Origin of the sequence: Mesorhizobium sp. AA22 (genome assembly GCF_001672375.2) — a bacterium.
GTDB lineage: Bacteria > Pseudomonadota > Alphaproteobacteria > Rhizobiales > Rhizobiaceae > Mesorhizobium > Mesorhizobium wenxiniae.
Genome location: NZ_CP048406.1, coordinates 1,983,606 through 2,002,500 on the forward strand (window position 1 = coordinate 1,983,606; position 18,895 = coordinate 2,002,500).

Consider the following 18,895-nt stretch of genomic DNA (forward strand, 5'->3'; position numbering starts at 1 on the left):
AGGCCCGTCTTCGACAGCATTCTTCGAACAGAAAAACGCAATCGCTAAATCGCGCCAAGAAATCAAGGCCGGTTTTGCAACATGCCGCGTTCCATTGTTCGCCGACGGGAAAACGCCTCACGTCCGGCTGATCGAAACACCGCCATCGGCAAACAGCGCGGTTCCGGTGGTGAAGCTCGATGCATCCGAAGCCAGGTAGAGCGCCGAGCGGGCGATCTCTTCAGGCTCGGCAACGCGCTTCAAGGCATGCAGGTTTTCGACGAAGGCTCGCGATTCAGGTGTCTTGAATGTTGCCGAAGGCGTATCGGTGCCGCCCGGCAGCAGCGCGTTGACCCGTACGCCTTTCGCGCCGTATTCGGCGGCAAGCACCTGCGTCAATCCGATCAGCCCGGCCTTGCTTGCGGCGTAACTGGTCATGCCGGGCATGCCGACGGTATGGCCGACGAAGGTAGAGGTGAAGATCAGCGATCCGCCGCCGCGATCGACCATCGCCGGCACCTGATGTTTCGCGCCGAGAAATGCGCTGGTCAGGTTGGTGTCGAGCGTCTCTCGCCAGCCCTGCAGCGACAACCCCGAAATCGAACCCATCTTGCCGACCGAGCCGGCGTTGTTGAAGGCGATATCCAGCCCGCCGAACCGGCCCACCGCAAGATCGACAAGGGCTTTGCAATAGGCCTCGTCGCGGACGTCGCCGGCAAGAGCAATGGCCGTGCCATCGGCCTCCTCGATTTCAGTGACGAGCGCGTCCAGCTCTGCCTGGCGACGGGCAGCGACGACCACCTTGGCGCCTTCCTCGGCAAAGAGTTTTGCCGTGGCGTGGCCGATGCCGGAACTGGCGCCAGTGACGATGGCGACCTTGTTAGGGAGTGCGAGCATTGTTTTCATCCCTTTCTTCGCGCCAGCGTCGCCGGCAATCGGGACGGTGATCGCAGTCCGGGGCGGCGCGAGCCACCCGATACGTGCGAAGGCATCTGTCAAGATTTCTTGACGCCGGGGGGACGCCAAGCTACCAAAGCCGTCATTCAACATTGCGGGTGGACGCGCCACCCATTCCAATGACCCCCCAAGACATGATGAGCAAGTTGCTGGAGCCCGGCTATGAGGGCGACAGCGAGTTGACGTTCGCTCTTCAATCGGAATTTCACAAAGGCTTTCCCCTTGAAAACCTCCGGCCGCTGCTGACGTCCGGCAACCTTCATACTCAGGCCGCAGCCGCTTTTTTGGTGGCCGAGATCAGCCCCAGGCTAAGCTTCAACATGAATTGCGTTGTCGCGGAGATCGCCGACCTGCTCGACAGCAAGATTGCTGGGATCAGGTTCGATGCAATCGAAGCGCTTCTGGGATGCACGACGCCGGCGGATGGAGCCATTCTCGGCGGTGTCATGCTGCGGCTGGACGACGAACATCCCGGTGTTCGATGGAGGGTGACCCAGTTCATCCGCTTTGCGGAACGCTGGCAGCTACGGCTCGCGGTGGAAAATGCCGCCGCGCTGCGCCCGGAATCGGCGTTCCCGATCCTTTTGAAGGCTCATGGCCAACACTTCAAGGCTACGACAAAGGGGGTGCGATGGCTGCTCGACCACCCGGACGCGCTCGTGCGGCGCTTCGGTGGAGCCGTCGCGGTCAGGCCACGCTATGTGGTCGACGAGCAATTCCTGGCAATGGCCGAAGGGTCGGATGATGCCGAAGTCAGAGAGATCGCAGCCAGTTGTTATCACAGCCATCTGACACCGATCTATGCCGTCTGGTCGTCTGCATTGTCCAGAAAAGGCGCGTCTTCGGCGTAGGCCTACTGCTGCGCATTGGTCAGGATGCCCCGATCGAACAGGTCTTTTTCGTCGTGGCGCAAAACGGCAAGCGCCGTCGCAAACAGCGCAAGGGTGGCAGCGCGGTTTCGCTAGTGATACACCTCGCGCGCCGGCGCTCGATTGGATGCCCGGCCGCTATTCTGCGAGGCTGGAACGTTGAAGAAATACTCGGTATTCGCCATCGCCCGCGAGGCTATGCGCGGCCACAAGGGCTGGGAGGAACAGTGGTCCTCGCCAGAGCCGAAGAAGGACTACGACGTCATCATCGTCGGCGCCGGCGGCCATGGCTTGGCCACCGCCTACTACCTCGCCACGGTGCACGGCATCACCAATGTCGCGGTGCTGGAAAAGGGCTGGCTCGGCGGCGGCAATACCGGCCGCAACACCACCATCATCCGCTCCAACTATCTCTATGACGAGAGCGCCGGCATCTACGACCATGCGCTGAAACTGTGGGACGGGCTCAGCCAGGAGCTCAACTACAACGTCATGTATTCGCCGCGCGGCGTCATGATGCTGGCCCATAATGTCCACGATATCCAGGTGCTGAAGCGCCACGTCCATGCCAACCGCCTGAACGGCATCGACAATGAGTGGCTGACGCCGCAAGCCGCGAAGGAATTCTGCCCGCCGCTCAATATTTCGCGCGATGCCCGCTATCCGGTGATGGGCGCCACCCTGCAGCGTCGCGGCGGCACCGCCCGCCACGATGCCGTGGCCTGGGGCTATGCGCGCGGCGCTTCGGCGCGCGGCGTCCACATCATCCAGAATTGCGAGGTCACCGGCGTCAAGCGGGCGCCGAACGGTTCGGTCATGGGCGTCGAGACGACGCGCGGCTTCATCGGCGCCAAGAAGGTCGGCGTCGTTGCCGCCGGCCATTCGTCCGTCATCATGAACATGGCCGGCGTGCGCATGCCGCTGGAAAGCTATCCGCTGCAGGCACTGGTGTCGGAGCCGGTCAAGCCGGTATTCCCTTGCGTGGTGATGTCGAACACGGTGCACGCCTATATCTCGCAATCCGACAAGGGCGAGTTGGTCATCGGCGCCGGCACTGACCAGTATGTCTCCTATTCGCAGACCGGCGGCCTGCACATCCTGCAGCACACGCTCGACGCCATCTGCGAGATGTTCCCGATGTTCACGCGCATGAAGATGCTGCGCTCCTGGGGCGGCATCGTCGACGTGACGCCCGATCGCTCGCCGATCCTGGCCAAGACGCCCGTGCCCGGCCTCTATGTCAATTGCGGCTGGGGCACGGGCGGCTTCAAGGCAACGCCCGGCTCGGGCCATGTCTTTGCCCACACCATCGCAAAAGACGATCCGCACCCGATCAACGCCCCCTTCACCATCGAGCGCTTCCGCACCGGCCGCCTGATCGACGAGGCGGCGGCGGCGGCGGTGGCACACTGATGAAGGCCCGCTTCGTGATGTTGGGTCACTGGCTTTGCGATCAACCGGCCGGCGCCCGCGTCGGCCCCGGCGAATTGTAGGAACAACCATGCTTCTCATCCGCTGCCCCTATTGCGAGGAAGAGCGTCCTGAACTCGAATTCCGCAACGCCGGCGAGGCGCATATTGCGCGTTCGGCTAACATGGCCGGCGAGAGCGATGACGACTTCGAAAAGTTCTTCTTCATCCGCTCGAATCCCAAAGGCATCATCTATGAGCGCTGGCGGCACATGCATGGCTGTGCGCGGTTCTTCAACGCCGTGCGCGACACCGTCAGCGACAGGTTCCTGTTGACCTACAAGGCCGGCGAGCCCAAGCCGGCGAAGCTGCCGGGAGCCTCCAAATGATCGCAGCGTTCCGCATTCCCGGCGCCGGACGCCTCAGGCAGGCAGAGACTGCCAGCTTCAGCTTCGACGGCCAATCTTATGCCGGTGTCGAGGGCGATACGCTGGCCTCGGCGCTGCTCGCCAACGGCGTCCATCTGGTCGGCCGCTCGTTCAAATACCACCGGCCGCGCGGCTTTCTGTCCGCCGGGGCGGAAGAGCCCAACGCGCTGGTTGAGATCAAGCGCGACTCCGCCAGGAAGACACCAAATGTCCGTGCCACCGTGCAGGAGCTTTATGACGGGCTGGCGGCACAGTCACAGAACCGCTGGCCGTCGCTTTCCTTCGACGTCAGTGCGCTCGGCGACATCGCCTCGCCGCTGCTTTCGGCGGGCTTCTACTACAAAACCTTTATGTGGCCGAAGTCCGCCTGGAAAAACTTCTACGAGCCCAAGATCCGTGCTGCGGCCGGGCTCGGCGTCGCCCCCGATCAGGCGGACCCCGACCATTATTCGGCGCGCTTCGCCCATTGCGACGTATTGGTGCTGGGTGGCGGTGCGGCCGGCATTGCCGCAGCACTGGCGGCGGCCGAGACCGGTGTGCGCGTCATCCTTGTCGACGAGCAGGCGGAGTTCGGCGGCAGCCTGCGTTTCGAGAGCGGCGCGAAGATCGATGGCCAGGACGGCTTTGCCTGGGCGCAGAGTGCGGTCGCGACGCTCAAGACGATGGATAACGTCCGTGTGCTGTCCCGCACCACGGCCTTTGGCTATTACGCGCAGAATTTCGTCGGGCTGGTCGAGCGCGTCAGCGACCATTTGCAGAACCCCGGCCGCGACCTGCCGCGCGAGCGGCTGTGGCAGGTCCGTGCCAAGCGCGTGGTCCTGGCGACCGGCGCCATCGAGCGGCACATGGTGTTTGCCGACAACGACCGGCCCGGCATCATGCTGGCATCGGCGGCGCGCACCTATCTCAACCATTATGGCGTCACGGTCGGCAGGAATATCGGCGTCTATACGGCCAATGATTCCGCCTATGCGGCGGCGATCGATCTGAAGAAGGCCGGTGTCGGCGTGGCGGCGATCGTCGACCTGCGCGACAACCCGACTGGGCCGGTGATCGACGAGGCGAGGGCGCTCGGCATCGAGGTCAATTTCGGCCGCGCGGTGATCCGCGCCGGCGGCAAATTGCGCGTCTCATCGATGACCGTGCAGCCGAAGAATGGCGGCGGCGAACGTACCATCCCCGTTGACGCGATCCTGATGTCGGCCGGCTGGACACCGTCGGTGCATCTGTTCTCGCAGTCGCGCGGCAAGGTTGCCTTCAACGACGAGACCAAGCGCTTCGTGCCCGGCGCCTATGCGCAGGACTGCGTCTCCGTCGGCGCCTGCAACGGCACGGACGGGCTATCGGCGACGATCGACGAGGCCTATGCGGCGGGCGCCAAGGCGGCGAAGGATGTCGGCGCCAACACCGCCAGGGGAAACAAGCCGAAGGTTGACGCCAGCGAGAGCTGGTCGCGCGGCATGCTGGGTGCGGCGCCCGGCGCCGGGGCGGATACGACGGTCAAGGCCTTTGTCGATTTCCAGAACGACGTCACCGCCAAGGACATCCGCCAGGCGGTGCATGAAGGCATGCGCTCGATCGAGCACGTCAAGCGCTTCACCACCAACGGCATGGCGACCGACCAGGGCAAGACCTCGAACATGCACGGTCTGGCAATCGCCGCCGAGACGCTCGGCAAGCCGATCCCGCAAGTCGGCCTGACGACGTTTCGGGCGCCCTACACGCCGGTGACCTTCGGCTCGATCGTCGGCCATGCGCGGGGTCCGCTCTTCGACCCGACTCGCAAGACGGCGATCCATCCCTGGGCCGAGCGCCAAGGTGCCGTGTTCGAGGATGTCGGCCAGTGGAAGCGCGCCTGGTATTTTCCAAAGTCGGGCGAGGACATGCACGCCGCTGTCGATCGTGAGTGTGTCACGGTGCGCAAGACGGCCGGCCTGTTCGACGCCTCGACGCTGGGCAAGATCGAGGTGGTCGGGCCGGATACGGCGAAGTTCATGGAACTGCTCTACACCAATCCGTGGGAGAAACTGGAGCCCGGCCGCTGCCGCTATGGCATCATGCTGCGCGAGGACGGTTTCATCTATGACGACGGTGTCGTTGGCAGGCTTGCACCCGACCGTTTCCATGTGACGACGACGACTGGCGGTGCGCCGCGTGTCATGAACCATATGGAGGATTACCTCCAGACCGAGTTCCCGCATCTCAATGTCTGGCTGACGTCGATCACCGAACAGTGGGCGGTGATCGCCGTGCAAGGACCGAAGTCTCGGGACATCATCGCGCCGCTGGTCGAAGGCATCGACATGTCGGACGAGGCGCTGCCGCATATGTCGGTGCGCGAAGGCAGGATCTGCGGCGTGCCGACAAGGCTGTTCCGGATGTCGTTCACCGGCGAACGCGGCTTCGAGGTCAACGTGCCGGCCGACTACGGCCAGGCCGTCTGGGAAGCGCTATGGGCCGAGGGCCAGAAGCATGGCGCCTGTGCCTACGGCACCGAGGCGATGCACGTGCTGCGTGCCGAAAAGGGCTACATCATCGTCGGCCAGGACACCGACGGCACGGTAACGCCTAACGATGCCGGTCTCGATTGGGCAGTCGGCAAGAAGAAGACCGATTTCGTCGGCATTCGCGGCATGGTGCGGCCGGACCTTGTCGCCAACGGCCGCAAGCAACTGGTCGGCCTGAAGACCAAGGATCCTAAAGTGGTGCTGGAAGAAGGCGCGCAAATCGTCGGCGATCCGAAGCAGGCGATCCCGATGACCATGATCGGCCATGTCACCTCCAGCTACTGGTCGGAAAATTGCGGCCGCTCGATCGCGCTGGCGCTGGTTGCCGGCGGCCGCGACCGGATGGGTGAGACGCTTTACGTGTCGATGCCCAACGCGACGATCGAGGTGGAGGTCACCGGCATGGTGTTCTTCGACGAGAAGGGGGAGCGCCTCAATGGCTAAGGCTGCCGCGAAGAAATCTGCCGCCGCTGCGCCGTCAGTCGAACGCCGCCCGGCTCTCGCCGGTCAGGAGCTTTCCGCAACCGGCGTCACGCTTGCCGTGTTGCCACCGGCAGAGCGCATTTCGCTGCGTGCGCCGGACGCCTCGGTCGCGGCGCTTTCGAAGGCGCTCGGCGTAACCCTGCCGCAAAAACCCAAAACCTCGGCGGCAAAGGCCGGGCGCACGGCCTTGTGGCTTGGGCCGGACGAATGGCTGGTCATCGATGAGGTGGGAAAAGACCCGCTCGTCGACTGCGCCGAGGTGACAGTACTGCATTCGGCGGTCGGCATCTCGCATCGCAACGTAGCCATATCGGTCACCGGCCCGGCAGCGGCGGCGACGATCAATTCAGGCTGTCCGCAGGATTTGTCGCTCGACGCCTTTCCGGTAGGCGCGGCGTCGCGCACCATTCTCGGTAAGGTCGAAATCGTGCTGTTGCGCACCGCTTCCGACGCGTTCCGCGTTGAATGCTGGCGTTCCTTTTCCGATTATGCCTTTACTCTCCTGTCGGAGGCGGCCCGCGACGCAGCGGCATAACGTTCGCTGCGACCGACCGTTTGCCGGAGCCGGAGCAAGTCGAGGGAGATGTCGATGCCGTCGAAATCAGCGCCAAATCCACCAGTCCAGAAGACGTCGGCCGTTCGCTCTCTCGAACACGAGCCGCATGAAGGCTCAAATATTGAAGAGGAACTCGAGGAAGGCCTCGAGGATACGTTTCCGGCCAGCGATCCGGTGTCGATCACCGGGACTTCGATTTCCGGCGCTCCCGCAAGGCCCGGCAAGGCCAAGATCGTGGCCGGAATGAAGAAACGCAGGAAATAACTTCCGTCCGGCGGAGTCTGGCTGAAATGGCCACGAAGGCGGGCGGTCAGGATTTCCTACCACCCATTTGTTTTCGAACCTCAGAACGTGCTGGGCACGATCCACGGATCGATATCGATGCCGAGCCGCGGATACTTGTTTTCAGTCGAGCCCTTGTGGGTCGCCGGGCCTGTCTCTTCGACCGATCCGGTCGCGCCGCAATCGAGCTTGACGTTGGTGTCGGCGCAGGCTGCGGCCGGCTTGCCGGGCTGGCTCTGGCCGGCGAAGGCAGCGCTCGAGAATGCCAGGACGGCCACGGGGGCGAGGATCGTCTTTTTCATTGTCTGTCTCCGGTTCAACCGCTGAATCTTTTCCGTACATGTACGATATAGCGTACATATACGCCAGATAGTCGCGGGGTTCAAGTCAGAAGTCGTACATGTACGAAAAAAGTTTTATGTGAATATTGGGAATCGCGCCGCGCCAGCACGCGACGAGTTGCACACGCGGTGCCGTTCACCCTGCCGGACAAGATCTTAAGCTGTCCGAAACCGAAGGAACCCTTCAGCAGTTGGCCGGCGTCTCGGTCAGCGGGGGCACGTCCTGGGTGGCCAGCGCGGAAAGCGTGAAGTCGCGCATCCGTTTCACGAACGCCTGCTGGTCGCCGAACGGATAGAAAGGAAAGGTAATCAGCAGCGAGATCGTGCCGTGGCCAACCGCCCAAAGCATGGTGGCAAGGGCGCGCGGGTCGCCCTTCAGCTTGCCGGCGGCAACGCAGGCCTCGACCCTATTGATCAGCACTTTCATCAACGGGTTGCCCTCTTGCATTTCGGCGAAGGTCCTGCCTTCCTGGGGTTTGACCTTTTCGGTCATGAATATCGTGCGATACTCGTTGGGGTTGCCAAGGCCGAAGGCCGCGTATTCGGTCATCACGACTTGCAGCGCCTCGATCGGATCGTCGGCCGGGTGATCCTCGATACGCTTTGCCAGGGTCTCGAACGCATCCTCGGCCAGCGCGAACAAGATGTCCTGCTTGTCGGCGAAATAGGAATAGACCGACATTGGCGCATAGCCGACGCGCTTGGCCAGCTTGCGGATGGTGAGGCCTTCATAGCCTCCCTCCTGCACGAGCTTGTGCGCTGCATCGACAAGTTCGGAGCGCAGTTCGGCCTTTTGTTTCTCGCGGCGTGTCTGGACGCTGAGCGGCAATTTTCGCCTGCCTTCTGTTAGCGGCTGTTAGTGGCTGGCTAATTTATATACGCTGTACGGAAACGGACAAGGCGTTGTCAAATCAAGCATTGGCAAAATCGGCGTCGCGGCGCTCCGATTGGCGATACCCCTAGGTTGGCCAGCACATGAAGATCATCTCCGCCGAGGCTCGTTGACCCGTTCAGGCCGCTTCCGGCTGGCGCTCGATCAATGTCAGCGTCAGCCAGCGCGCGGTCAATGCCGGCTTTTTCGAACCCTCGATCTCGATGGTCACATCATGCGCCGTCTGCACCCAGCCCGACGGCCTGACCTTGACGTCGGCCAGCACGAAACGGGTGCGGATGCGCGCGCCGGTCTTCACAGGCGCCAGGAAGCGCAGCGAATCGAAGCCATGGTTGACGCCCATCTTGCTGTTTTCGAGCGGCGGCATGGTCTCGAACGTCATCGCCGATAAAAGCGAAAGTGACAGGAAGCCATGCGCGATGGTGCCGCCGAACGGCGTCTCGCGCTTGGCGCGCTCCGGATCGCAATGGATGAACTGGTGATCGTCGGTGGCATCGGCGAACTGGTCGATCATGCGCTGCGAGACGACCCGCCACGGCGACACGCCGACTTCCTTGCCGACACTTGCCAGAAGCACATCGAGACTGATCGGTTCCACGCTGATGTCCTCCATTTCAACCGTCCGGAACGCGAGCGGCTTCATTCCTTGAACAGTGTCAGCCCATGCTGCACCGACTGCCCGCCATCGATCGGCAGGATGGCGCCGGTGACATAGCTGCCGGCTCGGCTGCACAAATAGAGCGTTGCGCCGGCAATGTCATCCGGCGCGCCGATACGGCCGATCGGAACATGGTCGCCGACATGCTTGGCCTGGTCCTCCGTCGCGATGGCAAAGGCGGTCATCCGGCTCTGGAAGGGGCCGGGGGCGAAAGCGTTGACGGTGATGCGGCGGGCGGCGAACTCGATCGCCAAGGTGCGTGTCAGGTGGTGAACCGCGGCTTTCGAGGCAGAGTATGAATAGGCGTCGTCCGCCAGCGGCTGCGCACCCATCACCGAACCCAGATTGATCACCCGGGCCGGATCGGCATCGCTGGCGGCGGCGTCGAGCAGCGGCAGGAGCTCGCGCGTCAGATGGAAGACGGCAGTGACGTTGACACCGAACACCTTGGCCCAGGCATGGTAGGGGAAGCTTTCCAGCGGCGCGCCCCAGGAAACGCCGGCATTGTTGACCAGGATATTCAGCCGTTCGGTCCGTGCCTTGACCTGGGCAACCAGCGCCGCGATGCCAACCTCGCTGGAGACATCGCCGGCAAAGCCCTCGGCTCGGCCGGAGCCGCCGAGGCCGTTCAGTTCGCCGGCGACCCTGATGCAACCCTCGCCCTTGCGCGAGGCGATCATCACGGTAGCACCGGCCCTGACCAAAGCGGTCGCCGCCATGCGCCCGATGCCGGTCGCAGCCCCGGTCACCAGCGCGGTCTTGCCGGCCACCGAAAACAGCTCATCCATATAGCTCATCGCAATTCCTCCGCGCGCCCTTGCCTCGCCCAGCAAAAAGGCTCGCCTTGACAAGGCTAACCGAAGTACGATCATCCCTGCCGCGGGTAAAGTCCCGGACCCACGTGACAGCGGTCGTGCCCGCTGGCCGACGCGATGGGGCGCGTGCCTACCGAACTGGGCAAGCCGAATGGCACGGTGTCTACAAGGCCCTAATCAGAATAGCTTGAGGTTACGTCCATGTGGTTACAGCGGTTTGTCGGGGTTGTCCTTGTGTCGATGGCAAGTACAATTTTCGCCGAGGCCGCAGACAAGTTCCCGCCCTTTTGGCGCAAGTCGATGACCAACGACCCGAGTACGAACTATTTTCTCAAGAAATATTCGATCCCTTTGGATGATCCAGCCGCGACCGCAGTTAGAAATATCATGCTGGCGCGAGTTATCGGCGCCGAATGCCAGTGGTCCAAGCTCAATAAGGCCAAGGTCAAGCCTATCGCGATAGGATGATTGAGCCGCTCACGCCTGAGCAACTCAAAGCAGCCGCATTCGAAGGTGGTAGTGCGCTGCGTAGTTTTAACTACCAGGATCTCGCCCACCTTTGCGCCGGCATCGACTATCAATTTGGACCGAAGGGGGTGCTTATCGCGGGTGCCGTTTCAACTGGCAAGGGTGAACCAAAGTATCCCTTTGATCCGAGAAATCCATATTTTTGACTGCCGGATTTCACGGGCAATTGGTTAAACGGCATCCTCTCCGCAAAACGGAAGGGCCTACTCAGCCGGCTCGACATTGGTGTAGGCGGCTTCCTCGAGCTCGCGCTTCAGCCGCGATGCCTCTTCCACCTTCGGCGTCACGAAGCGGCCGAGCAGGAGATAGGCGACCGGGGTCAGGAACAGCGTCGAGACGGTGGCCAGACCCAGCCCGCCGACGATCACCCAGCCGAGCGCGATGCGCGCCTCGGCGCCGGCGCCGCTCGCCAGCACCAGCGGCACGCCGCCGAGCACGGTGCAGATCATCGTCATCATCACCGGCCGCAGCCGGATGGTCGAGGCCTGCTCGATCGCCTCGCGGACGCCGAGCCCGCGGTCGCGCAACTGATTGGCGAACTCGACGATCAGGATGCCGTTCTTGGCCATGACGCCGACCAGCAGCACCAGGCCGATCTGGCTGTAGGCGTTGAGGCTGGTGCCGCTGAGCAAAAGGGCAAAGATCGCGCAGGCAAGACCGAGCGGCACCGTCGCCATGATGATGACCGCACTGACGAAGCTCTCGAACTGAGCGGCGAGCACCAACAGGATGATGACCAGCGAGAAGCTGAAGATGGTGATCATGGCGCTGTTGGTCTCGCCCAGCGTCGCCGCCTCGGCCAAGGGGACGATGCGGCTGCCCGGCGGCAGGAGCGGCGTGGCGATTGCCTCGGCGCGGGTGAGCGCCTGGCCGAGCGCGAAATCGCCGCTGAGATTGGAGGTGATCGCCACCGACGGCTGCTGCTGCTCGCGGGTCAGCGAGGGCGGCACGGCGCGCTCGACCAGCGTGGCAATGGTCGACATCGGCACGAAGCGGCCGTCGGCCGTCTTCAGGAAGATGTTCTCCAGGTCGGTCGGATCGTTGATTGGGTTGGTCGTCGAGACGAGCTTCACCCCGTAGCTGCGGTCGGCGATGTAGACGTCGACGACATCATTGCCGTCGAGCATGGCCTGGAAAGTATCGGCAAGCCCGGTGATGTCGATGCCGAGGTCGGAAGCGCGCTCGCGGTCGATGGCCACCGAAAGCTGGGGTTGCGTCGGGTCGACGGAGAGCCGGGGCGACTGGAAGCGGGCATCCTTCCGCATCTCGGCGATGATCTTCACCGCAGCGTCGCTGAGCGCTGCGCGATTGTTGCCAACCAGCGCGAACTGCAGGCCGCTGCCGGCGCCGCGAATGCCGAGGCTGTTGGGCTGCATCGGAAAGACGCGCACGCTCGGCACCTGCCGGGTGAGCCGGCTGATATCGGCCATGATCTGCTGCTGGCTGCGGTCGCGCTCGTCCCACGGCGCCAGCGTCATCACCATGAAGCCGGCATTGTAGGCGCCGTTCCGGCCGGCGCTCTCGAACGTATTGCGGATTTCGCCGGAATCGCGCAGCGGCTGGATCAGTTTTTCGATCTTCTGCATCTGCTCGGTCGTGTAATCGAGGCTGACGCCTTGCGGCGCGTCGACGCGCATAAGCACGACGGCACGATCCTCGGTCGGCGTCAGTTCCTGGCGAATCGTGCCGAACAGCGTGAAGGCGGTGGCTGCAAACAGCAGCGCGACCAGGAGTACGATCCACGGCGCGTCGAGGCAGGTGCGCAGGCATCGCCGGTAGAGCGTGTTCAGCGCACCGCCGATGCGGGCGCCGATGCCGCTGCCGCCTTCGTGGTGAAGCGGCGCGGCCGACAGCATACGTGAGGCAAGCATCGGACAAAGCGTCAGCGCCACGACGGCGGACAGAAGCACCGATATGGCGAGAACGAAGCCGAATTCGCGGAACAGGCCGCCGGTCTGGCCGGGCAGGAAGGAAATCGGCACGAAGACTGCGACCAGCGTCAACGTCGTGGCGATGACGGCGAAGAACACTTCCTGGGCACCAAGCACGGCTGCGGCGCGTGGCCCCATGCCTTCGTTGCGTCGTCGCACGATGTTTTCCAGAACGACGATGGCGTCGTCGACGACCAGGCCCGTCGCCAGCACCAGGGCGAGCAGGGTCAATATGTTGACCGAGAAGCCGGCGAGATAGATGGCGGCGACCGTCCCGATCATGGCCACCGGCATCGCAAGCCCCGGAATGAGCGTCGCGCGCCAGTCGAGGAGAAACACGTAGATGACGATCAGCACGATGGAGACGGACAGGCCGAGTGCGATCTCGACCTCATGCACCGCGCCGTTGACGAAGACCGCATCGTCGCTGGTGACCTTGATCGACGTGCCCTGAGGCAGATCCGCCTGCAGCGCGGCGACCGCGGCCCTGACGCCGGTCGAAATATCAAGCGTGTTCGATTCCGCCTGGCGGATGATGCCGAGACCGATGCCGGTCTTGCCGTTCGAACGCAACGTGGTCTGGCCGATATCGGGACCGAGCGTGACGGTGGCGACGTCGCGGATGCGGGTCGTGCCGCCGATGATGATTTTTTCGAACTCCTCCGGAGTGGTCACGTCCGCCGTCGGACGCACGATCAGGTCCTGGTTGGTCGTGGTGATTGAGCCGGCCGGCGAATCAAAAGCCACCGAAGCCAGCGCTGTCCTCAGGTCGGCGACGGTGAAGCCCAGGCTGGCAAGTTTGTTCTGGTCGACATCGATACGGAAGATCTTGTCGCGGTCGCCATAGACCTGGACGTCGGCAACGCCGGGCACGGCGGCAAGCTCGTCCTCGATCTGGTCCTGGACCAGCACCGTCATGTCCTGCACCGACATGGTGTCGGAGGTGACAGCCAGCCGCATCACCGGCTCGGAATTGGCGTCGGCCTTGACGATGCGCGGCGCATCCGCCGTGTCCGGCATCTGGTCGACGACGCGGCCAACGCCATCGCGCACATCGGAGGCGGCGACGTCGAGGTCTACGCCGTCGTTGAATTCGATGGTGACGCGACTCGTGCCGAAGGACGAGGTGGACGAGATCGTCTTCACACCGGAGACGCGGGCGACCGCGCCCTCAATCACGTCGGTCAATTCGCGGTCGACGGTCTCAGCCGCAGCGCCTTCAAAGGTCGTGTTAACGGTGACAACGGCGCGATCGACATCCGGCAGTTCGCGGACTTCGACACCGTAGAAGGCAGCAAGGCCGGCGACCGCGATCAGCGTGTTCAAGACCAAGGCCATCACCGGCCTGCGGATGAACAGTGCGGTGAAGCCTGTATCGCTGGCGGCGTTGTTGGTTGCGGTCATCAGCCGTCGGCGTCCGCGGCGCGCTGTTCTTCGCCGGCGATGCGGACCGCGCTGCCTTCGCTGACGCTCTGGGTGCCTTCGGTCACCACCATGTCGCCGCTGACGATCGGGGCGTCGATCAGCACAGTCTCGGTGTTGCGCTGGATGATGCGCACGGCCACCCGCTTGGCCTTGCCGTCCACGATGGCCCAGATATAGGCACCGTCCGAACCCCACTGGATCGCCAGCGGACTGACCGCCGGATAGCTGTCGCCGGGGAATTTCATGGAGATCTGGAAGGACATGCCGGCACGCAGCGAATCGGCCGGGTTGGCGATCTTTGCCTTGACCAGAAGGGTACGGCTGGCTTCATCGATGTGGTTGTCGATAGCGGAAACCGTACCGGTATAGGCTTTGTTGGGATTGGCGATCGGCGTTGCCGACAATTGCGCGCCGATCTTGACGGCGGCGGCGAAGCGCTCCGGCACCCAGAATTCGACCAGTATGCTGGAGCGGTCGTCGAGGGTGGCGACCGCCGACTGGCTGGTCACATAATTGCCGGCGGCAATCGGCAGGATGCCGACCACCCCGGCAATCGGCGCGACGATCGAGCGGCGCTGCAAGGCCAGTTCCGCATCGCGAAGCGCCAGCTTGGCATTGGCCAGCACCACTTCGGCATCGGCAACGGCGACCGCTGTCGCAGCGTTGGAAGCCCGCAGCGATTTGACCCGGTCGAGCTTGGCCTGCGCGTCCTGCAAAGCAACTTTGGCGCGGTCCTGTGCGATCACCTCGGTGTCGGAATCGAGGGTGGCGATCACCTGCCCCTTTTCGACATGGGCGCCGGACTCGACCAGGAATTCGACGAGGCGGCCGGAACTGTAGGGATTGACCGTCACCGAGGCGTTGGCGCGGCCGGTGCCGATCGCCTGCAGGCGATCGTTGATGATGGCGGCGGCTGCCGGCAATGCGACGATAGTCACCCGCTGACCGGCTGCGTTGCTGCTGCCTGCTTGCCCGGCCTTATCAACGGCGCCCGTTGGTGGCGTTGCGGCATAAGCCCAGTCGATGCCCCAGCGCGCCAGCACGTCCGGCGCGCCTGGAAAAAAGCGAACCCAGGCGGCCGCAGCCGCGACGAGGATCACAAGTGCAAAAACGATCTGTTTCCAGGTGGCCATCGGCGCTCCGGTTGGCAAATATACCGCCTACGGTTCCCAAGGTGAAGTAGACGCGACGGCGCACTCCGACCCGCAGGATGACTCGTCGATATCAAAGCTTTATGGCAATTCTCCCGCTCGCTTGCACATTAAATCGGTGTAACGTTGATAGGGGCTACGCTCGGTCAAAACCGGATCAGCCGACTGCCGTCAAAGGGGTGGTGCGCAGGATCAGATGTGGCTCGCTTTGCTGTCAATCATCTTCAAATCGATCCGCGGAATGAGAAAGTCCAAGAATGCTTTAACTTTGGGGGGCTGAACGCGGCCTCCAGGCCGGATCGCATAGAGCGTTGGTTCGGGCCCCGCCCAATCGGGCAGGACACGAACCAGTCTTCCGGCGGCAACGTCCGACTTGACGCGCACATGGTTGGTCATGAACAGGCCAACTCCCTCCAGCAGGAATCCCTGAAGCGCCTCTGGATCGCTGGCGACGGCCACTGCTCGCACTTTGAACTGGGACCGCTCGCCGCCGCTCGACAGGGGCCATTCTACTGCCGGACGATTGAAATAAAACTCTGTCAACAGACAGGCATGTTCTGCCAGTTCCGCTGGATGCTGTGGCGTTCCTGCGCGTTTTAGGTAGGTCGGGGCTCCATAGATGCCCATCGGCAATGCGCCGAGCCGCCGAGCCGTGAGCGTGGAATCGGGCAGGATGCTTTCCTGGAGCCGGAATGCGACGTCGATCTCCTTGGTGACTAGATCGACGACTTCGTGCCCAAGAAGCAATTGCGGGAACACCTCTGGATAGAAGCGGCGAAACTCGGTGAGCAGCGGCGCGAGGACGCGAGTTGCCAGCCAGTAGGGGGCTGTAATCCGAAGCCACCCGCGCGGATGTTGCTGCAACTCCGCCACTGCGTTCTCCGCATCTTCCAGATCCTTCACCACTCGCTCGCAGTGCTGGAAATAAACCGCTCCCGCTTCAGTCAGCTTCAGGCTGCGCGTTGTCCGATTCAGCAGTTGTGTCCGCAGTCTGGATTCCAGCTCCTGCACCTTCCGGCTGACCCGTGTCTTCGGCACCTTGAGCACGCGCGCCGCCGCTGTGAAGCTGCCCTCCTGCACCACTTTTACGAAAGCGACCGTGTCGCTGAAGTCGCGCAGCATATGAGTTCTCCAGAAAAATTCGGATTGTCTCTCATTTTGAGACATTGATGTCCGAATCCGCTCGATAAACAAGCGCTATTCTCCAGGGTAGATCATGATTGTCCTATCAGCAATCCAACTGGAGAACTACCATGATAAAATCCCTAGCGATCGCCGTCGGTGCACTGACGCTTTCGGCAACTGCTGCTGATGCACAGAGCGCGCCGCTCCGCAACGTCGTTCTCGTCCACGGCGCCTTTGCCGACGGAACTGGATGGCGAGGCGTCTACGACCAACTGACAAGTCGTGGCTATAAAGTCTCGATCGTTCAGAATCCGCTCACGTCGTTGGAAGACGATGTAGCCGCAACGCGTCGCGTGCTCGCCCGGCAGGACGGACCAGCCATTCTGGTCGGCCATTCCTACGGTGGCACGGTAATTACAGAAGCCGGCGACGCTGCCAACGTTGCGGGCCTCGTCTATGTCGCCGCCTTCGCGCCAGAGGTCGGTCAATCCACGCTGGACCAATATGCCGAGGTTCCTCCGCCGCCGAACTTTCAGCCTGACGTGCAGCCCGATGGCTTCGCGTTCCTGAAGACTGAGACGTTTAAGGCCGGCTTTGCCGGGGACACCGATAATGCCGACGCCGCATTCCTGCGTGACTCACAGGTGCCGATCGCTATGAAGGCGCTTGAGGCCAAGGTGACGACGGCGGCGTGGAAGACCAAGCCAAGCTGGTACGTTGCCGCGACTGAGGACGGCGCTATTGCGCCAGAACTGCTTCGGAGCACTGCCGATCGTATCGGGGCGGTCACGACCGAAGTCGAAGGCAGCCATGTGGTGTTCCTTACCCAGCCACAGGCTGTAGCCGAGGTCATCGAACAGGCTGCCAAGGGTGTGGTGCTGGGCGACACCGCGGGGGCACCGAACTGACATCGCCCAATCGTTGCTCTGAGCCACGGCAAGAGCGCAAGCAGAAACGTGCAAAATACTATTGCAGCCCGGGGCCGTCATCGATGCTCCCGGCATATGGCCGGGAAAGTGTGGCTAGGACTCGGTCGAGCCGTCGCTGGGCTCTTTGAGACGCGACAAACGCTAGAGGCCATTTCAAACCGACTCGTGCCGCCGCTCCTCTTTTGTTGAGCATCGGATGCCCCACACCGGTACCCACTTTGGGTCCGATGCTAATGCGGGCCGCTGAACTCAGTCCGATCTCGCCTGCCGGGCAGAGCGCTTACGTCGCGTGTGCGCCGCCGGGTACGACCACGCCGGACATCGCGATTCCGACGGTTGCCGGATCTTCCTTCAGCGCCGCGTCCGCGAGCGAGACCACACCCACAAGGCGCTTGTCGCGGTTGAGGACCGGCAACCGCCTGACCTGGATATCACCCATGTTCTGGACGACGTGCTCGATATCTTCGTCCTCGAAGCAGTATTTGACATCCTTGGTCATCACGTCGCGGACTGTCGCGTTGCCGTCCTTGCCTTCGGCGACGGCACGTACGACGATGTCACGGTCGGTGATTGTTCCGACGAGTCGGTCGTTTTCTCCTACGGGCAGAAATCCGACGTCATCAACCGCCATTCGTTTCGCGATTTTCTGGAGCGACTCGCCAGGACTGGCGAGATGGACGTTGGGGGTCATTATCTCAGCGACTTTCATGGTGGAATCTCCCTGTTCGTGCCCAGAACGGCACCAGCGGACGTAGAGCGATATTGGCCTGGAAGATTTGTTGAGCACCTCAGGCCTGTCGCGCTGCGACGCTCGCTCGGCGGTCCCGTTCTTCGCCGATGGAACTAACAGCCGGGCCGAATGGTTCCAGCCGGTTTGGCCGCGCCGCCATGCAGATCCGCCGGAACGCTCGGGCTCCGGTCCCGTTTGCGGTGAATGCCCTTGGCAGACTGGACATGGGCGCGTGATGCTTGAACTTTCCCGTTTTGTTCCCATATAAACCGGCAGGACCGGAGACGGTCCGCCGCATGGGGATAGTTTACTCTGGCCCTGTGCGGCTCAAATTTTCTTGGTGAGAACGTTGGGATCGTGGCGGTCCAGCCGATCCACCAGAAGAGACCAGATCTCCGGGCTGGACTAAGCGACGAATGTCGTGGAGCGAGGAAACTCCGGGCTTCGCCGACACACCCCAGCAGGTAATGCCTGCCCGCCGCGAGGCGAGCCACGGCAACAGAGACGAGCCGTCCCAGTCGGGACGGGTGGGGCGGGGGAAGCAACCGCAAGAAGTGCTTTGTTGGCGGGCAAGGAGGCGCCTGGCGACAGGCGTCCAAGAGGAATGGCAGCCCTCGACAGCACCCGGCTTACAGGGGATCTGGTCTCAAGCATCTCGTGGCGAGAACCGGCAGACGCGTAGGCTCGGCCTATGGGCTCGGAGAGCCGCAGTGTAGCGCAGCCTGGTAGCGCACCTCGTTTGGGACGGGCCGCAGGTTCGAATCCTGCCACTCCGACCATCCCGGTTCGCGATCTTTGCGAACGCGGCGCGAAGCTGGAAAAGCACTTGCGGACGTGGCGGGCGGACGTGGCGGAATCGGTAGACGCAGCCGGCCTAAACCCGGCCGGGTATTCCCGTTG

The 18,895-nt window shown here is 62.9% G+C and carries 18 protein-coding genes, 2 tRNA genes and 1 other RNA gene (1 of these 21 running past the window's edge); 12 read left to right on the forward strand and 9 right to left on the reverse strand.

All coding sequences use genetic code 11. From position 1 onward, the window contains the following. Positions 1–117 precede the first annotated feature (117 nt). Positions 118–876: an SDR family oxidoreductase gene (locus A9K68_RS09800; RefSeq protein WP_065011086.1), complete on the reverse strand. Its 759-nt coding sequence runs from the start codon at positions 874–876 to the stop codon at positions 118–120. A gap of 197 nt (positions 877–1,073) precedes the next feature. Here A9K68_RS09800 and A9K68_RS09805 point away from each other — a divergent pair, with 197 nt between their 5' ends. The 6 genes from A9K68_RS09805 to A9K68_RS09830 all read left to right on the forward strand — a co-directional run bounded on the left by A9K68_RS09805 (position 1,074) and on the right by A9K68_RS09830 (position 7,452). Then, the gene (locus A9K68_RS09805) at positions 1,074–1,787 is read left to right on the forward strand and encodes a hypothetical protein (protein ID WP_163603003.1); all 714 of its coding nucleotides are present in this window, start codon (positions 1,074–1,076) and stop codon (positions 1,785–1,787) included. A gap of 177 nt (positions 1,788–1,964) precedes the next feature. Next, positions 1,965–3,218, forward strand: coding sequence for a sarcosine oxidase subunit beta (locus tag A9K68_RS09810; RefSeq protein WP_065011079.1), 1,254 nt, complete (start codon positions 1,965–1,967; stop codon positions 3,216–3,218). An 88-nt stretch (positions 3,219–3,306) separates the two neighbouring features. After that, complete coding sequence (locus A9K68_RS09815) at positions 3,307–3,603, forward strand: sarcosine oxidase subunit delta (RefSeq protein ID WP_065011078.1); 297 nt, start codon at positions 3,307–3,309, stop codon at positions 3,601–3,603. Next, positions 3,600–6,593, forward strand: coding sequence for a sarcosine oxidase subunit alpha (locus A9K68_RS09820; protein ID WP_065011077.1), 2,994 nt, complete (start codon positions 3,600–3,602; stop codon positions 6,591–6,593). The genes A9K68_RS09815 and A9K68_RS09820 overlap by 4 nt, the downstream gene beginning before the upstream one ends. Next, entirely contained in the window at positions 6,586–7,167 is a 582-nt protein-coding gene (locus A9K68_RS09825; RefSeq protein ID WP_065011076.1) for a sarcosine oxidase subunit gamma, read from the forward strand. Before A9K68_RS09820 ends, A9K68_RS09825 begins: the two co-directional genes overlap by 8 nt. A 54-nt stretch (positions 7,168–7,221) precedes the next feature. Further along, positions 7,222–7,452, forward strand: coding sequence for a hypothetical protein (locus A9K68_RS09830; protein WP_065011085.1), 231 nt, complete (start codon positions 7,222–7,224; stop codon positions 7,450–7,452). Between the two features lie 80 nt (positions 7,453–7,532). Here A9K68_RS09830 and A9K68_RS09835 read toward each other — a convergent pair whose 3' ends face one another. The 4 genes from A9K68_RS09835 to A9K68_RS09850 all read right to left on the reverse strand — a co-directional run bounded on the left by A9K68_RS09835 (position 7,533) and on the right by A9K68_RS09850 (position 10,158). Further along, positions 7,533–7,772 carry a DUF680 domain-containing protein gene (locus A9K68_RS09835; RefSeq protein WP_065011075.1) on the reverse strand — a complete coding sequence of 80 codons (240 nt, stop codon included), beginning with the start codon at positions 7,770–7,772 and terminating at the stop codon, positions 7,533–7,535. Between the two features lie 223 nt (positions 7,773–7,995). Beyond that, positions 7,996–8,640 carry a TetR/AcrR family transcriptional regulator gene (locus tag A9K68_RS09840; protein WP_065011074.1) on the reverse strand — a complete coding sequence of 215 codons (645 nt, stop codon included), beginning with the start codon at positions 8,638–8,640 and terminating at the stop codon, positions 7,996–7,998. 181 nt (positions 8,641–8,821) lie between these two features. Next, on the reverse strand, positions 8,822–9,316 hold the full coding sequence (locus A9K68_RS09845) for a MaoC family dehydratase (protein ID WP_029348059.1): 495 nt from the start codon (positions 9,314–9,316) through the stop codon (positions 8,822–8,824). 26 nt (positions 9,317–9,342) lie between these two features. Then, the gene (locus A9K68_RS09850) at positions 9,343–10,158 is read right to left on the reverse strand and encodes an SDR family oxidoreductase (protein WP_065011073.1); all 816 of its coding nucleotides are present in this window, start codon (positions 10,156–10,158) and stop codon (positions 9,343–9,345) included. A 219-nt stretch (positions 10,159–10,377) separates the two neighbouring features. Here A9K68_RS09850 and A9K68_RS09855 point away from each other — a divergent pair, with 219 nt between their 5' ends. Together A9K68_RS09855 and A9K68_RS09860 are read left to right on the forward strand one after the other, a co-directional pair. Further along, positions 10,378–10,644, forward strand: coding sequence for a hypothetical protein (locus A9K68_RS09855; RefSeq protein WP_163603004.1), 267 nt, complete (start codon positions 10,378–10,380; stop codon positions 10,642–10,644). Beyond that, complete coding sequence (locus A9K68_RS09860) at positions 10,641–10,850, forward strand: hypothetical protein (protein ID WP_163603005.1); 210 nt, start codon at positions 10,641–10,643, stop codon at positions 10,848–10,850. The genes A9K68_RS09855 and A9K68_RS09860 overlap by 4 nt, the downstream gene beginning before the upstream one ends. Before the next feature lie 57 nt (positions 10,851–10,907). Here A9K68_RS09860 and A9K68_RS09865 read toward each other — a convergent pair whose 3' ends face one another. The 3 genes from A9K68_RS09865 to A9K68_RS09875 form a co-directional block, all read right to left on the reverse strand. Further along, complete coding sequence (locus tag A9K68_RS09865; RefSeq protein ID WP_065011072.1) at positions 10,908–14,039, reverse strand: efflux RND transporter permease subunit; 3,132 nt, start codon at positions 14,037–14,039, stop codon at positions 10,908–10,910. Then, entirely contained in the window at positions 14,039–15,193 is a 1,155-nt protein-coding gene (locus A9K68_RS09870; protein WP_065011071.1) for an efflux RND transporter periplasmic adaptor subunit, read from the reverse strand. Before A9K68_RS09870 ends, A9K68_RS09865 begins: the two co-directional genes overlap by 1 nt. A 210-nt stretch (positions 15,194–15,403) precedes the next feature. After that, on the reverse strand, positions 15,404–16,333 hold the full coding sequence (locus tag A9K68_RS09875; protein WP_065011070.1) for a LysR family transcriptional regulator: 930 nt from the start codon (positions 16,331–16,333) through the stop codon (positions 15,404–15,406). A gap of 131 nt (positions 16,334–16,464) precedes the next feature. Here A9K68_RS09875 and A9K68_RS09880 point away from each other — a divergent pair, with 131 nt between their 5' ends. Further along, a complete protein-coding gene (locus A9K68_RS09880) occupies positions 16,465–17,244 on the forward strand; it encodes an alpha/beta hydrolase (protein WP_065011069.1) in 780 nt (259 codons plus the stop codon). Between the two features lie 301 nt (positions 17,245–17,545). Here the strand turns inward: A9K68_RS09880 and A9K68_RS09885 are convergent, their stop codons facing one another. Continuing rightward, positions 17,546–17,974 (reverse strand): CBS domain-containing protein, encoded by a 429-nt coding sequence (locus tag A9K68_RS09885; protein WP_029348055.1) that lies wholly within the window; start codon positions 17,972–17,974, stop codon positions 17,546–17,548. 408 nt (positions 17,975–18,382) lie between these two features. On the opposite strand from A9K68_RS09885, the gene rnpB reads away from it, so the two are divergent. From rnpB to A9K68_RS09900, 3 genes are all read left to right on the forward strand, one after another. After that, positions 18,383–18,643, forward strand: an RNA gene (rnpB, locus tag A9K68_RS09890) — RNase P RNA component class A. 58 nt (positions 18,644–18,701) lie between these two features. Further along, positions 18,702–18,774: transfer RNA gene (locus A9K68_RS09895), tRNA-Pro, on the forward strand. 62 nt (positions 18,775–18,836) lie between these two features. After that, positions 18,837–18,895 (forward strand) — tRNA-Leu (locus A9K68_RS09900) (it continues 27 nt past the right edge of the window).

Bases quoted from the DNA above. Each gene is read 5' to 3' on its own strand.
- A9K68_RS09800 (WP_065011086.1), bottom strand. From the start codon at position 876: ATGCTCGCACTCCCTAACAAGGTCGCCATCGTCACTGGCGCCAGTTCC.
- A9K68_RS09875 (WP_065011070.1), bottom strand. From the start codon at position 16,333: ATGCTGCGCGACTTCAGCGACACGGTCGCTTTCGTAAAAGTGGTGCAG.
- A9K68_RS09850 (WP_065011073.1), bottom strand. From the start codon at position 10,158: ATGAGCTATATGGATGAGCTGTTTTCGGTGGCCGGCAAGACCGCGCTG.
- A9K68_RS09880 (WP_065011069.1), top strand. From the start codon at position 16,465: ATGATAAAATCCCTAGCGATCGCCGTCGGTGCACTGACGCTTTCGGCA.
- A9K68_RS09845 (WP_029348059.1), bottom strand. From the start codon at position 9,316: ATGGAGGACATCAGCGTGGAACCGATCAGTCTCGATGTGCTTCTGGCA.
- A9K68_RS09855 (WP_163603004.1), top strand. From the start codon at position 10,378: ATGTGGTTACAGCGGTTTGTCGGGGTTGTCCTTGTGTCGATGGCAAGT.
- A9K68_RS09860 (WP_163603005.1), top strand. From the start codon at position 10,641: ATGATTGAGCCGCTCACGCCTGAGCAACTCAAAGCAGCCGCATTCGAA.
- A9K68_RS09870 (WP_065011071.1), bottom strand. From the start codon at position 15,193: ATGGCCACCTGGAAACAGATCGTTTTTGCACTTGTGATCCTCGTCGCG.
- A9K68_RS09815 (WP_065011078.1), top strand. From the start codon at position 3,307: ATGCTTCTCATCCGCTGCCCCTATTGCGAGGAAGAGCGTCCTGAACTC.
- A9K68_RS09885 (WP_029348055.1), bottom strand. From the start codon at position 17,974: ATGAAAGTCGCTGAGATAATGACCCCCAACGTCCATCTCGCCAGTCCT.
- A9K68_RS09835 (WP_065011075.1), bottom strand. From the start codon at position 7,772: ATGAAAAAGACGATCCTCGCCCCCGTGGCCGTCCTGGCATTCTCGAGC.
- A9K68_RS09820 (WP_065011077.1), top strand. From the start codon at position 3,600: ATGATCGCAGCGTTCCGCATTCCCGGCGCCGGACGCCTCAGGCAGGCA.
- A9K68_RS09825 (WP_065011076.1), top strand. From the start codon at position 6,586: ATGGCTAAGGCTGCCGCGAAGAAATCTGCCGCCGCTGCGCCGTCAGTC.
- A9K68_RS09805 (WP_163603003.1), top strand. From the start codon at position 1,074: ATGAGCAAGTTGCTGGAGCCCGGCTATGAGGGCGACAGCGAGTTGACG.
- A9K68_RS09865 (WP_065011072.1), bottom strand. From the start codon at position 14,039: ATGACCGCAACCAACAACGCCGCCAGCGATACAGGCTTCACCGCACTG.
- A9K68_RS09830 (WP_065011085.1), top strand. From the start codon at position 7,222: ATGCCGTCGAAATCAGCGCCAAATCCACCAGTCCAGAAGACGTCGGCC.